Raw genomic sequence first — 12,814 nt, forward strand, 5'->3', positions numbered from 1 at the left:
AACTGCTGCCGACGCTCCTCCCCTTCCGTGGGGGATACACGGCTACTTCTTGAAAAGGCTGTTCCGTATCTTGCCCAGGTACTTGTTGAGGGGGTTCCCCCTGGCGAGGAAGGGGAGCACCGGTTTCTCCCGGTGTCCGAGCGTCTGCAGGAGCCTGCTGATGGCGGGGCTTTTCCCCACCCTGAGCCCCAACTGCAGCGCCCTGATCGCCTCCTTCTTCTTCCCGGCGGCGAGGTGGATGGTCCCAAGGCGCAGAAAATGGTTGGGGTTCTTGGGCTCCTGCTTGACCGCCTCCTGGCACAGGGCGAGGGCGGTCCTGGTGTTGCCGGTGTGTTGGGCCAGGGCCAGGGCGTACAGGGAGAGGTGCTCGGCGGACCGCCGCCTTTGCAGGGCGGCATGGAGGTAGCGGTGGGCGGCGGCGAAGTTGCGCGCCTCCAGGGCCTCGCCACCCAGTCGCACCAGTTCCTCGGTCTCCAGTTCGTCCAGACCGCTGTCTTTCGGGGCTTCGTACAAATCAGACTTGCTCATCTTGGCATCGTTCATACTCACGCTCGCTTAGAGTCGTCGCCGCAGCCCGCGGTCGTCGGTGGGGCGCAATCTTATTAAGATCGTATACTATAACATCTAATCTTCAGAAACACACCTCCCGAATCGGGCCGTGCCGCACCGGGGGCGGCTTTAGCGGCGCGGGCGGGCAGGGTTGAAAAAAAAAGGGATTTGTGTTCTAATCTGCGGCTGTGGAACAGTGCGCGTACATAGGGCTGGGGAGCAACATCGGCGACCGGGAGCTGAAGCTCCTGATGGCGGTAGCGGAGTTGGGCAAGCTGCCGCAAACAAGGGTCACCGCCGTTTCCCCCTTCTACGAGACCGAGCCGGTCGGAGGGGTGCCCCAGGACAACTTCTACAACGCCGCGGTGCGCCTCAACACGGAACTGGCGCCGCTGGAGCTTCTGGAGCGGCTTAAGAAGCTGGAGACCGAAGTGTTCCACCGGGTGCCGTCGGAGCGCTGGGGCGCCCGCAGCATGGACCTCGACATCCTCCTCTACGGCGAGCTGGTCTTCGACGGCGCGGAACTCGCCATCCCGCATCCGCGCCTGGCGGAGCGCCGTTTCGTCCTCCAGCCGCTGTCCGACATCGCACCGGACCTGGTGCACCCGATCCTGGGCAAGCGCATCATAGAACTGTTGACGGAGCTGACCTCCCCCGAGAAGGTGGTCAGGATTTGAGGGGGGACGAGTGAAGTTTCTGATCTGGGCGCTGCTGGCGTACCTCGTGTACCGCATGTTCGTCGGCAAATCGGCCGAAAAGATAGCGAAAAAGGAGCCTGCCGCCGCCGAGACCTTTCAGGATCCGGTCTGCGGCGTGTACATAGCGGAGGCCGACGCGGTGGTCGGCAGGTTGGAGGGGAAGCGTTATCACTTCTGCTCCATGGACTGTTTGAAAAAATTCGAAGAGATGCAACAGCGGCACTAACAACTCAACCGGAGGAAAGATGAAGTTTTTTATCGACACAGCGGACGTTAAAGAGATTCGGGAGGCCAACGAACTGGGACTGGTGGACGGCGTTACCACCAACCCCTCCCTGATCGCCAAGAGCGGCCGGCGTTTTGAGGAAGTGATCAAGGAGATCACCGAGATCGTGGACGGCCCGATTTCCGCGGAAGTCATCTCCCTGGAGCATGACGGCATGATCGCCGAGGCGACCGAGCTGGCCAAGATCCACCCGAACATCGTTATCAAGCTCCCCATGACCCCGGAGGGGCTCAAGGCGACCAAGACCCTGCACAAGCAGGGAATCAAGACCAACGTCACGCTGATCTTCACCCCGATGCAGGCCCTGCTCGCCGCCAAGGCCGGCGCCACCTACGTCTCCCCGTTCGTAGGCCGCCTGGACGACATCTCCCAGGACGGCATGGGGATCATCGAAGAGATCAGGACCATCTTCGACAACTACGGCATGGATGCCCAGATCATCGTGGCCAGCATCAGGAACCCGGTGCACGTGCTGAACTCGGCTCTCATCGGCGCCGACGTCTGCACCATCCCCTACTCGGTCATGCTGCAGCTTGCCAAGCATCCGCTCACCGACGCCGGCATCAAGAAGTTCCTGGAAGACTGGGAGAAGGTTCCCAAGTAGAAGGCTAAGCGGAAGGCTTTCCCTTCCGCGGTTCGGGTAACAAAGGCGTTACTGAGGGCGGGTCCTGGACCCGCCCTTGCTTTATGGTGGGGGTTATTCCGGGGATTGGGCGCCGTTTCTGCGCTGCAGGCGAACGTACACGGCGACGATCACGGCGCTTACGATGACGACGCCGATGAGCGCCTGATGCGAGTAGCGCATGATCAGTTCCTGGTTGCTCCCGATGACGTAGCCGATGAAGGTGAGCACGGTGACCCAGATCCCGGCGCCGAGCAGGGTGTAGAGGGAAAACTTGACGTGGTTCATCCCGGCCAGGCCAGCCGGGAGCGAGATCAGGTGGCGCACCACCGGCAACAGCCTCCCGATGAAGGTCGAGATCTCGCCGTGGTCCTTGAAGAAGCGCTCCACCTTGGCGAATTTCTCCTCGGTTATGAAGACGTACTTGCCGTACTTCAGAACCAGCGGACGCCCGAGGTAATGCGCCGCGAAGTAGTTGGCGTAGGCGCCCACCAGGCTTCCCGCGGTGCCGCAGGCGATGGCCACGATCATGCTCATCTGTCCCTGCTGGGCCAGGTACCCGGCCGGCGGCATCACCAGCTCGCTGGGGATGGGGATGACGGAGCTCTCCAGGGCCATCAGGAGAAAGATCCCGGGATAGCCCATCGCCCCTATGGTTTCAACCAGCCATTGTACCGCTGCATGCATGCCTTGCTCTCCTTTGTCGTGTTCTTTGCCGGCGCCATTCTATACGGCACGCGGCAAAAAAACGACAAATTTAATTTTTTTCGTCGCGCGTGAAGGCGGCCGGGGAAGACCTTCCCGCCGGCGCGCGCAGGACGCACACGAAAGGAAACATGGACAAGCAGATTTTCGTTATCGGCCACAGAAACCCGGACACCGACTCGATCGCCTCGGCCCTCGCCTACGCCCACCTGAAGCGGGCGCTTGGGAACGAGCGGGTCACCGCCGCCATGGCCGGCAACCTGAACCCCCAGACCACCTGGCTCTTGGGGCGGCTTGGCATCGACGCGCCCTTGTACTTGGCCGACGTGCACCCCAAGGTGCGCGACGTGATCCAGCGCACCCCTATCACGGTTGCCGCGGACGCGCCGCTTTTGACCGCGCTGGAACAGTTCCACCACAACGCCATCAGGGTGCTGCCGGTGCTCGACGCCGCCAGCGTCCCCAAGGGCGTCATCCCGCTGAGAAAGATCGCCGAGCGCTCGCTGGTGACCGGCGCCGACTCGCTGCGGCTGGTCTCCGCCTCGCTCGCCTCGCTGGCCGCCTGCCTCTCCGGGAGCTTCCTCGCCGGCAGCGCCGACGCCGCCGTGGAAAGCCTGCACCTCTTCGTGGGAGCCATGGCCGAGGAATCCTTCGTGGACCGGATCTCCGGCTTCGATCCCGCCACCTTGGTGGTCGTGACCGGCGACCGTACCTCGATCCAGAAGGCCTCCATCGAGCGCGGCGTGCGCCTGTTAGTGGTGACCGGCGGTCTCCCCGTGGCCGAGGACGTGGTGCGTTTGGCGCAGGCCCGCGGGGTCGCGCTTCTCTCCACGCCGCTTGACACCGCGGCCACCGTTGCCCGGGCCCGGCTGGCCACCCCGGTGCTGGAGCTGGCCGTTTTGAACTTCGAGAGCGTTTCGGTGGGGGAGCCGCTGGGACGACTGCGGGACAAGCTGCTGCACTCGGGCGAGAGCGCGGTGCTGGCGCTCGAGGAGGACGGCACCCTGGCCGGTGTCGCCACCAAGTCCTCACTGTTCGCGCCGCTCCCCTACGCCCTGATCCTGGTGGATCACAACGAGCTCTCCCAGTCGGTGCCCGGCGCCGAGGATCTGGAGATCCTCGAGGTGATCGACCACCACAAGCTGGGGAACCCGCCCACCAGCAACCCGATCCCCTTCATCACCGCCCCGGTGGGGAGCACCTGCACCATCGTCGCCTCGCTCTACGAGGAGCACGAGGTGGAGCCCCCCGCCCAGATCGCGGCGCTCCTTCTGGCCGGCATCCTCTCCGACACCGTGATCCTGAAGTCCCCGACCACGACGCCCAGGGACCGCGCCACCGTGGCGCGCCTCGCCGCCGTCGCGGGGCTCGACTGGGAATCCTTCGGCGCCGAGATCTTCGCCGCGTCGGGGGCGCTCTCCGGCTACGGGAGCCCCGAGCGGGTAATAGGTTCCGACTTCAAGCTCTTCAGCCAGGGTGAGCTTACCTTCGGCGTCGGGCAGGTCGAGGTCTTCGGCTTCGCCGAGTTCAACGAGATGAAGGCCGAACTGCGCAAGGCCCTCGCGGCGCGGCGCGAAAAGGACGGGCTGGAGCTCGCCGGGCTCATGGTCACCGACATCTCCACCGAGAGCACCATGTTCCTCATGGAGGGTGGGCAGGCCTTCACCCGGTTCATGGGGTACCCGCAGCCCGAGCCGCACGTTTTCGAGATGAAGGGCGTCATGTCGCGCAAGAAGCAGCTGGTGCCGCACCTGATCAAGGTGCTGGGAGGTCGCTAGATGAAGAAGTTCCTGGAGCGGATCGCGCAAGGGGTGCTGATCGGCGACGGCGCCATCGGCACCATGCTCTACGCCAAGGGGGTGGCGCCGGAGGCGAACTTCGAGCACCTGAACCTGGTGCGCCCGGAGCTGGTGCTGGAGCTGCACCGCGAGTACCTGGCCGCCGGAGCTCAGGTCATCGAGACCAACACCTTCGGTGCCAACTGCGCCAAGCTCTCCGCCATCGGCCTGGGGGGGAAGGTTGCCGAGATCAACCGCAAGGGTGCACAAATCGCCAGAAGCGCCGTCGACGGGCGGGACCTGCTCGTGGCCGGCTCCATCGGCCCGCTGGGGCGCGGCAAGAGCGAGCTGTCGCCTGAGCAGGTCGCCGACTGTTTCCGGGTGCAATCGGCGGCACTCGCCGAGGGGGGAGTGGACCTCCTGATCCTGGAAACCTTCTCCGAGCTGGACGAACTGTTGGCCGCCCTGGCGGCCGCCAAGGAGACCGGGCTTCCCGTCGTCGCCAACCTCGCTTTCGGTGAAGGGGGGCGGCTCCCCGGGGGGACCTCTGCCGAGAGCGCCGCGCTTCGCCTGGCCGCGGCCGGGGCCGATGTCGTGGGCGCCAACTGCGGCGCCGGACCGTTGGAGCTGCTGGCCACGGTCAAGCGCATCGCTGCCGTCTGCCCGCTCCCGCTGGCAGCCTACCCCAACAGCGGCTTCCCCGAATACCTCGACGGCCGCTACATCTACCGCACCACCCCCGAGTACTTCGCCGACCGCGCCGAAGAGCTGGTCGCCGCCGGCGCGTCGCTTGTCGGCGGCTGCTGCGGCACCACGCCGGAGCATATCCGGGTGATGGCCGGGAGGCTGCAGGGGAGCCTGAATCTTCCCCTCGCCCCCCGGGAGAGGGTGCCCGAAGGGCGGGTGAGGGTGGTGCCACGAAGCGAAGAGGTTGCCGGGGGCGAAGCCCTCACCCCCACCCCCTCTCCCGGAGGGCGAGGGGAGCCTTCCGTCAGCTTCCTCGACGGCTGGGGCGCCGGGCCGGTGATCACCGTCGAACTAGATCCCCCCAAGGGGCTCGACTGCGCCAGGGTGCTGGCCGGGAGCCGCGCCCTGAAGGAGGCGGGTGCCCACGCCATCAACCTGGCCGAGAACCCGCTGGCCCGCGTGCGCATGGGGAACCTGGCGCTCGCCTCGCTGATCCGCCGCGAGGTGGGGATCGAGGTGATCGCGCACGTCACCTGCCGCGACCGCAACCTGATCGGGATGCAGTCCGAGCTTATGGGGGCGAGCCTCCTGGGCGTCAGCTCCATCCTGGCGGTCACCGGCGATCCGGCGAGCCTTGGGGACGAGGCGGGGGCCTCCTCCGTTTTCGACCTGAACTCCTTTACGCTCATCAAGCTCCTGAGCGACCTGAACAGCGGGGTGAACGCCCTGGGCAACCCCATCGGCGCCGGCACCGGTTTCACCGTCGGCGCCGCCTTCAACCCCAACACCCAGAGCATGGAGGTGCAGGTAAGGCGGCTGGCGAAGAAGGTGGCCAACGGCGCCCGTTTCGCCCAGACCCAGCCGATCTACGACATCGTGCGCTTCGAAGACATGATGGAGCAGACCGCGCACCTGGGCATCCCGATCCTCCCCGGCGTGCTCCCCTTGGTCTCCGGGAGGAACGCGGAGTTCCTGCACAACGAGGTGCCGGGCATCGTGATCCCCGAGGAGATCCGCAGGCGTATGGCCGGCAAGAGCGGTGAGGAGGGGGTAGCCGAAGGGCTCGCCATCGCCAGGGAGTTCATCGAAGCCGCCAGCGCCAAGGCCGGTGGCTTCTACCTGATCCCCCCCTTCGGCAAGTACGAGATCGCGGTCGAACTGGTCCGTTACATCAAGGACCTGCGCACGCCGCGTCCACAGGTCCCATGACTCCCATCATTCCCATATTCAAGGTTTTTGACCTGCATCAATTTCAATCGAGACAAAGGAGCAGATGATGAACACCAAGGACCTGCTTGAAAAAGGCGCCATCCTGCAGCGTGACCGCGAGACCTACGCCATCGCCCCGCACATCCCGGGGGGCTTCACCGATACCGCCACCCTGCGAAAGATCTGCGACGTGGCCGACAAGTACAAGCTGGAACTGAAGCTCACCTCGGCCCAGCGCATCGCCATGTTCGGCGTAAAGGAAGAGGATGTCGACGCGGTCTGGGCCGACCTCGCCCAGACGCCCGGCGCGGCCATCGGCCTGTGCGTCAGGAGCATCAAGATCTGCCCGGGCACCCAGTGGTGCAAGAGGGCGGTCCTCGATTCGGCCTCGCTGGGGCTCAAGCTGGACAAGATCTACCATGCCATGGAGCTCCCCAACAAGATGAAGATGGGCGTTTCCGGCTGCCTCCTCGCCTGCTCCGAGTCCGGCGTGAAAGACATCGGCATCGTCGGCCATAACAAGGGGTGGCGCATCCTGGTGGGGGGGAACTCCGGTCCCCGGCCGCGCCTGGCCGAGCTGCTGGTGGACAACATCCAGACTGAGGAAGAGGTGCTGGAGATCGTGGCCAGGGTGGTGGAAGTCTACAAGAACGACCCGCAGCAGGGGCGCCTGGGTAGGCTGATCGAAGAGAAGGGGATCGAGGCATTCAGGGCGGCCGTATTCGGCAGCCAGGACGCCGCGGTCGGGAAGTGATATGAGAGCTGCAATCATGACTGGCAGAGAACTGCGCGCGGGAGGTTGCCGTGGCGCTCATTGAGGACGCGCTCTTCACGCGCATCAAGAACAGGGTAGGGAGGGCGATCCACGACTTCGGCCTGATCTCCGAAGGGGATCGCATCGCCGTCGCCGTCTCGGGGGGCAAGGATTCCTACGCGATGCTGCACATGCTGGACACGCTGCGCCGGCGCGCCCCGGTGCGCTACGAGCTGGTCGCCATCAATATCGACTCCGGCTATCGCGGCTACCGCGCCGACATCATCGAGGAGCATCTAAAGGAGCACGGCTTCACCTACCACATGGAGAAGACCGAGCACTACGACATCATCTCAGAGAAGCGTCGTCCCAACTCCTCATACTGCTCCATCTGCGCCAGGTTGAAGCGCGGCACGCTTTACACGCTCGCCCAGCAGATGGGCTGCAACAAGCTGGCGCTTGGGCACCACATGGACGATTTCATCGAGACGCTCCTTTTGAACCAGTTCTTCGTGGGTTCCTTGAAGGCGATGGCGCCCAGCATGCTGGCCGACAACGGCGTCACCACGGTGATCAGGCCTCTGGTCTACGTCCCCGAGAAGGAGATTATCCCGTTCTCCCGCAACAACCGTTTCCCGGTGGTCTGCTGCTGCTGCCCGGTCTGCGGCACCGCCGATTTGCAGCGCAAGAAGATGAAGGAGTTATTGGAGACCTTGGAGCGGGACAACCCCCTGGTGAAGAAGAGCCTTTTGAAGGCCTTGTCCAACGTGCACCCGCGCCACTTGCTGGACAAGGGGTTGACCAGGATCCCTTCCTGACGCAGATCGGCGATGATGTCCTTCACCGTCAGGTGCCCGCAGTAGACGACGATTCCCACAGCTCCTATGACCATCGGTTCCATATGCTACCTCCGCTTTCCTTGATGATACGACGGTAGCATGTGGTAGTGACAAAATAAGTCGCAACACAAACGCAAGGCAAAGAAGGTGAGGTTCATGGCAGAAAAAAAAGTGCAGCAGGTCAGGGTCGCAGTCCAGTGGGGCTTTCTCCTCTTTTCCCTCTACCTGGGGGTAACCTTCTACCGTTTCGTGCTCCATTTCCGCAGCGGCGGCGCCACCCCGTTCGTTGAGCGTCCCGACGGCGTCGAGGCCTTCCTCCCCATCTCCGGTTTGGTGAGCCTCAAGGGGTGGATGACCCTGGGCACCATCAACGACGTGCACCCGGCGGCGCTGGTGGTCCTTTTGACCGTCATCGCGGTATCGCTTCTGTTGAAGCGCTCCTTCTGCTCCTGGGTCTGCCCGGTATCCACCATCACCGAGGTCTGCTGGAAGGTGGGGACGAAGCTGTTCGGGAAGAACTTCAAGGTTTGGCTCTGGATGGACTGGCTCCTGCGCCCGATCAAGTACCTGCTGCTCGCCTTCTTCCTGTTCTCCATCCTGGTGATCATGGCGCCGGACAGCGTCGCCTCCTTCATCACCGGCGATTACAACAAGATGGCCGACGTGAAGATGCTCGACTTCTTCGTGAACCTCTCCGGGACGCCGCTCGTGGTGATCGGCGTGCTGCTGGCCCTTTCGTTTCTGTTCAAGAACCCGTTCTGCCGTTTCCTCTGCCCGTACGGCGCGCTGCTCGGCCTGGTGTCGCGCCTGTCGCCGGTCAAGGTGCAGCGCAACGAAAGCGCCTGCATCTCCTGCGGCGGCTGCACCAAGGCCTGCCCCTCCTACATCGACGTGATGCACCAGGAAAGGGTCTGCTCCGAGGAATGCGTCGGCTGCCTGCGTTGCGTGAGCGCCTGCCCGAAGCCCGAGGCGTTGCAAATGAAGGCGAAGAACGGCAAGGTGGTGCCGGGGATGGTGTACGCTGCCCTGGTGGTGGCGCTCTTCATCGGCGGGACCCTGATCGGCAGGGCGACCGGGCACTGGCACAGCTCCATCAGCAAGAGCGATTATCAGCGCCTGATCGCCGCACCGCCGGTGGACCATCCCTAGCGAGGGTGATGCCGACCTGGGAGGGGGCGAATGGTTATTCGCCCCTACAGGTGGGTCCCCATAGTTCCCATCATTCCCATAACTCCCATGTTTCCCACAAAAAAAGAGGGGACGGTATCGCTACCGTCCCCTCTTGGTATTTCTGGCACCGGCCGGGTGAAAAAGGATAATGCCCGTCTCACCGCCGCCGTTCCTTGTTGTGAACTGTTACCCTTCCTCTTCCTCGCCCAGGGAGATCTCGCGGTAGGCCCTGTCCTCTTCGAAGCGCTTGGTCTGTGCCTGCTGCTTCTCCAGGTCCGCCTTGCATTTGACGCAGTGGCGGGCGAAGGGGACGATCTTCAGCCTCCCGATGGGGATTTCTTCCTCGCACTCCTCGCAGATGCCGTACTCGCCTTCTTCCAGACGCAGTAAAGCCTCGTCTATATTGCGCAATTTCTCGCGCTCCCGGTCGCCCAGCAAAAGACCGAGTTCACGGTCGCGCTCGCTGGAGGCCTGGTCGTAGATGTCGCCGCTCGGCTCGTTGATCGGTGCATCGGAACCGGACTTGACAGTCTTGTTAATCTCTTTAAGCGTCTCCTCTTTCATTTTGAGGAGCATCGCTTTCATTTCTTCGGGTTTTTCGGTCATGTATAAACTGTCTCCATATCTTTCATTGTCCCGCAAAGCGACGCAATAATACAGCAATAGAGGTCCATGTCAAGACTAAAAGCCTAGCCGATGATCTCCCCAATCAGGTCGTAATCAGACGAGTCAGTGATCTTCAATCTGACTATGTCACCGACGTTGGCGTTGCCTGCGGTTATGTACACCTGGCCGTCCACATCGGGGGCCTGACGGGAGGAACGCCCCTTCAGGAGGAGCTCGGTTTCCTCGCTGTACCCCTCGACCAGCACGTCTTCCTCGCTGTCCACCAGGGTACGGTTGTGCTTGAAGGAGACGCGGGCCTGGGTCCGCATCAACTTCTTGTGGCGCTCGCGCTTGACCCGCTCGGAGACCTGGTCCGGCATCTCCGCCGCCGGGGTCCCCTCCTCGCGGGAGTAGCAGAAGACGCCGAGACGGTCGAAGCGGGTCTCCTCGACGAACTGCAGGAGCGTCTTGAAGTCTTCGTTGGTCTCGCCGGGGAAGCCGACGATGAGGGAGGTTCGGATGGCGATGTCCGGGATCTCCTTGCGCAGCTTGGCGATCAGGGCGCGGATATCGGCCTCGCCGCTTCTGCGCTTCATGTTCTTCAGGACCGGGTCGGAGATGTGCTGGATCGGGAGGTCGAGGTACTTGCACACCTTGGGCTCGTTCTTGATCAGCTCGATGAGCGAGTCCCTGACCCCGTCCGGATAGGCGTAGAGGAGCCTGATCCACTTGAGCCCCTCGAGCTTGGCCAGTTCCTGGACCAGGAGCTCCAGGCTCGGCTGCTCCGGGAGATCCCTGCCGTAGGCGGTGATGTCCTGGGCGATCAGGTTGAGCTCCTTCACCCCGGCCGCCACCAGGGACTTGGCCTCCGCCATGAGGGTCGCGAAGGGGCGGGAGCGGTGCGCGCCGCGCAGGGACGGGATCACGCAGTATGAGCAGTTGTTGGAGCAACCTTCCGCGATCTTCAGGTAGGCCGTGTAGTGCGGCGAGGACTGCAGGCGCGGCAACTCGTCGTTGTAGACGAAGTTGGGGTCGCCGGTGTAGCAGAGCTGGGCGTCGGTCCCCTTCTTCTCCGCGACGATCTCCGCGATGCGGGGGTAGTCGCCGGTGCCGATGAAGATGTCCACCTCGGGGAGCTCCTTGGCGAGCTCCTCCTGGTAGCGCTGCGGCAGGCAGCCGGTCACGATGAGGAGCTTGCAGCGCGCGTCGTGCTTTCGGTCCGCCAGGTCGAGGATGGTGTCGATGCTCTCCTGCTTGGCCTCCTTGATGAAGGAGCAGGTGTTCACCACGATGATATCGGCCTGCATCTCGTCGGTGGTGACCTCGTACTCGTCCTTTGAGAGGTAGCCCAGCATCACCTCGGCATCCACCAGGTTCTTCGGGCAGCCCAGGCTCACCAGGCTCACTTTTTCCTTAATCTTCTGGTTCAAAAAATTCCCCTCTTGATCAGCTTCTGAAGTTGACGAACTGCAGGTCGATGTCGAGATCCTTCCCTTTGAGGATCCGGATCACCTCCTGGAGGTCGTCGATGTTCTTGCCGGTGACCCGGACCTGGTCGTCCTGGATCTGGCTCTGTACCTTGAGTTTGGTTTCCTTGATCACGGCGCCGATGTCCTTGGCCTTCTCCTTGGAGATCCCCACCTGCAGGGTGATGATCTGGCGCACCATGCCGCCGGAGGCCTGCTCCACCTTGCCGTACTGCAGCGCCTTGGGCGAGATGCCGCGCTTGACGAACTTGGACTGCAGTACGTCGATGACCGCCTTCAGCTTGAAGTCGTCCTCGGAGAGGACCTTGATGCTCTCCTTCTCCAGGGTCACCTCGCTCTTGGACCCCTTGAAATCGTAGCGCTGCCCGATCTCCTTCACGGTCTGGTTGATGGCGTTGTCGACCTCCTGCAGGTCGACTTTGGAAACGATGTCGAATGACGGCATAAAACCCCCTAAAGGCAGATTAAGATTAAGATTGAGATTAAGACAGAGTAAAACCCCCTAAAGGCAGATTAAGATTAAGATTGAGATTAAGACAGAGTAAAACTAAAGAAAAGTCTTTGTATTTTTTTAATCTAAATCTTTATCTTTGTCTGCTTCTTAATCTTTGTCTTTATCTGCTTTATCTATCTCTTGATGACCTGCACCCCCGAAGGGATCTTGAAATTGAACTTGCCGCCGGAGATGCCGCGGTTGGTCTTCACGTTGCTGAAATCCATCCTGGTGGCGTTGCCGGTCTGATCGACCACCGTGGAGGAGAGCACCGGGAAGGGGGTGCCGGGATGTCCCTTGGCGATGAAACTCTCCACGGCGTCCCCGGAGATGGTCAGAAGGAGCTTGGCCATGGCCGGGCTCTTCTTGTGCGGGGTGAGCTCCAGTTGGTAGTTGCCGTTTTTGTCCTTCTGCTCCGCGGCGAAGGCGATGCTGAAGTCCTTGGAGACCTGCCCGAGCCCGGAGAGGTAGTTCATGGCGATGCCGTTGCTCGCCTCGAGGAGCTGCGCCAGGTCCATCACCATGACCTGCTTCTGGTCCGGGAGGTAGTACCAGACGCTCTTGCCGTTGGAGACGATCTGCTGCTTGGGCTTGGTGTAGTTGAAGCGGAACATCGACTCCTTGCCCCCTCCCTTCTTCAGGAGGAGCTCACCCGCCCCCTTTTCCTCGCGCTTGAGCGCCTTGATGCTGCTTCTCTGGCTGAAGTCGGCCTGCAGGTCGTTCAGCGACCCGTACCCCTGCTCGATGGTGCGCACCACCTGGGAGAGCTCGGCGCTGAGGGCCATGCCGGCGTTGAGGGCGATCAGGGCGAGACACAAGACGGCGGTTCTGGCGATTTTCATGGCTTCGACCTCTGAAAGTAGTGAAGGTCTCGGGCTGGTGCTCGGGACCCTCAATGTGCCGCAGTAGCAGCAGTTTGACCGGGCATTCT

General features: G+C 62.7%; 14 protein-coding genes. 8 read left to right on the forward strand and 6 right to left on the reverse strand.

Annotation, left to right across the window (positions count from 1 at the left end; all coding sequences use genetic code 11):
* Window positions 1-42 precede the first annotated feature (42 nt).
* Window positions 43-528, reverse strand: coding sequence for a tetratricopeptide repeat protein (locus KP003_RS01955; protein ID WP_216497359.1), 486 nt, complete (start codon window positions 526-528; stop codon window positions 43-45).
* Window positions 529-737: 209 nt separating this feature from the next.
* On the opposite strand from KP003_RS01955, the gene folK reads away from it, so the two are divergent.
* Genes folK through fsa form a run of 3 tightly spaced genes read left to right on the forward strand, consistent with a single transcriptional unit; the run spans window position 738 to window position 2,137 of the window.
* Window positions 738-1,226: a 2-amino-4-hydroxy-6-hydroxymethyldihydropteridine diphosphokinase gene (folK, locus tag KP003_RS01960; RefSeq protein ID WP_216497358.1), complete on the forward strand. Its 489-nt coding sequence runs from the start codon at window positions 738-740 to the stop codon at window positions 1,224-1,226.
* Between the two features lie 10 nt (window positions 1,227-1,236).
* Entirely contained in the window at window positions 1,237-1,473 is a 237-nt protein-coding gene (locus tag KP003_RS01965; protein WP_216497357.1) for a YHS domain-containing protein, read from the forward strand.
* 19 nt (window positions 1,474-1,492) lie between these two features.
* Window positions 1,493-2,137 carry a fructose-6-phosphate aldolase gene (fsa, locus tag KP003_RS01970; RefSeq protein WP_199394046.1) on the forward strand — a complete coding sequence of 215 codons (645 nt, stop codon included), beginning with the start codon at window positions 1,493-1,495 and terminating at the stop codon, window positions 2,135-2,137.
* A 93-nt stretch (window positions 2,138-2,230) separates the two neighbouring features.
* Here fsa and KP003_RS01975 read toward each other — a convergent pair whose 3' ends face one another.
* Window positions 2,231-2,842, reverse strand: coding sequence for a DedA family protein (locus KP003_RS01975; RefSeq protein ID WP_216497355.1), 612 nt, complete (start codon window positions 2,840-2,842; stop codon window positions 2,231-2,233).
* 149 nt (window positions 2,843-2,991) lie between these two features.
* Here KP003_RS01975 and KP003_RS01980 point away from each other — a divergent pair, with 149 nt between their 5' ends.
* The 5 genes from KP003_RS01980 (at window position 2,992) to KP003_RS02000 (ending at window position 9,276) form a co-directional block, all read left to right on the forward strand.
* On the forward strand, window positions 2,992-4,638 hold the full coding sequence (locus tag KP003_RS01980) for a putative manganese-dependent inorganic diphosphatase (RefSeq protein WP_216497354.1): 1,647 nt from the start codon (window positions 2,992-2,994) through the stop codon (window positions 4,636-4,638).
* Window positions 4,639-6,534 (forward strand): bifunctional homocysteine S-methyltransferase/methylenetetrahydrofolate reductase, encoded by a 1,896-nt coding sequence (locus tag KP003_RS01985; protein WP_217300238.1) that lies wholly within the window; start codon window positions 4,639-4,641, stop codon window positions 6,532-6,534.
* A 67-nt stretch (window positions 6,535-6,601) separates the two neighbouring features.
* Window positions 6,602-7,288, forward strand: a complete 687-nt coding sequence (locus tag KP003_RS01990) for a ferredoxin-like domain-containing protein (protein ID WP_216497352.1) — start codon at window positions 6,602-6,604, stop codon at window positions 7,286-7,288.
* A gap of 50 nt (window positions 7,289-7,338) precedes the next feature.
* Window positions 7,339-8,106 (forward strand): tRNA 2-thiocytidine(32) synthetase TtcA, encoded by a 768-nt coding sequence (ttcA, locus tag KP003_RS01995; protein ID WP_216497351.1) that lies wholly within the window; start codon window positions 7,339-7,341, stop codon window positions 8,104-8,106.
* A 177-nt stretch (window positions 8,107-8,283) separates the two neighbouring features.
* A complete protein-coding gene (locus tag KP003_RS02000; RefSeq protein WP_216497350.1) occupies window positions 8,284-9,276 on the forward strand; it encodes a 4Fe-4S binding protein in 993 nt (330 codons plus the stop codon).
* Window positions 9,277-9,483: 207 nt separating this feature from the next.
* Here KP003_RS02000 and KP003_RS02005 read toward each other — a convergent pair whose 3' ends face one another.
* The 4 genes from KP003_RS02005 to KP003_RS02020 form a co-directional block, all read right to left on the reverse strand.
* Complete coding sequence (locus tag KP003_RS02005) at window positions 9,484-9,903, reverse strand: TraR/DksA family transcriptional regulator (RefSeq protein ID WP_015721986.1); 420 nt, start codon at window positions 9,901-9,903, stop codon at window positions 9,484-9,486.
* Between the two features lie 83 nt (window positions 9,904-9,986).
* Window positions 9,987-11,333: a 30S ribosomal protein S12 methylthiotransferase RimO gene (gene rimO / locus KP003_RS02010; protein WP_216497349.1), complete on the reverse strand. Its 1,347-nt coding sequence runs from the start codon at window positions 11,331-11,333 to the stop codon at window positions 9,987-9,989.
* 16 nt (window positions 11,334-11,349) lie between these two features.
* Window positions 11,350-11,835 carry a YajQ family cyclic di-GMP-binding protein gene (locus tag KP003_RS02015; protein WP_216497348.1) on the reverse strand — a complete coding sequence of 162 codons (486 nt, stop codon included), beginning with the start codon at window positions 11,833-11,835 and terminating at the stop codon, window positions 11,350-11,352.
* Between the two features lie 182 nt (window positions 11,836-12,017).
* Window positions 12,018-12,725, reverse strand: coding sequence for a LolA family protein (locus KP003_RS02020; protein WP_216497347.1), 708 nt, complete (start codon window positions 12,723-12,725; stop codon window positions 12,018-12,020).
* Between the last annotated feature and the right edge of the window lie 89 nt (window positions 12,726-12,814).

Source organism: Geomonas diazotrophica, from assembly GCF_019063885.1.
GTDB lineage: Bacteria > Desulfobacterota > Desulfuromonadia > Geobacterales > Geobacteraceae > Geomonas > Geomonas diazotrophica.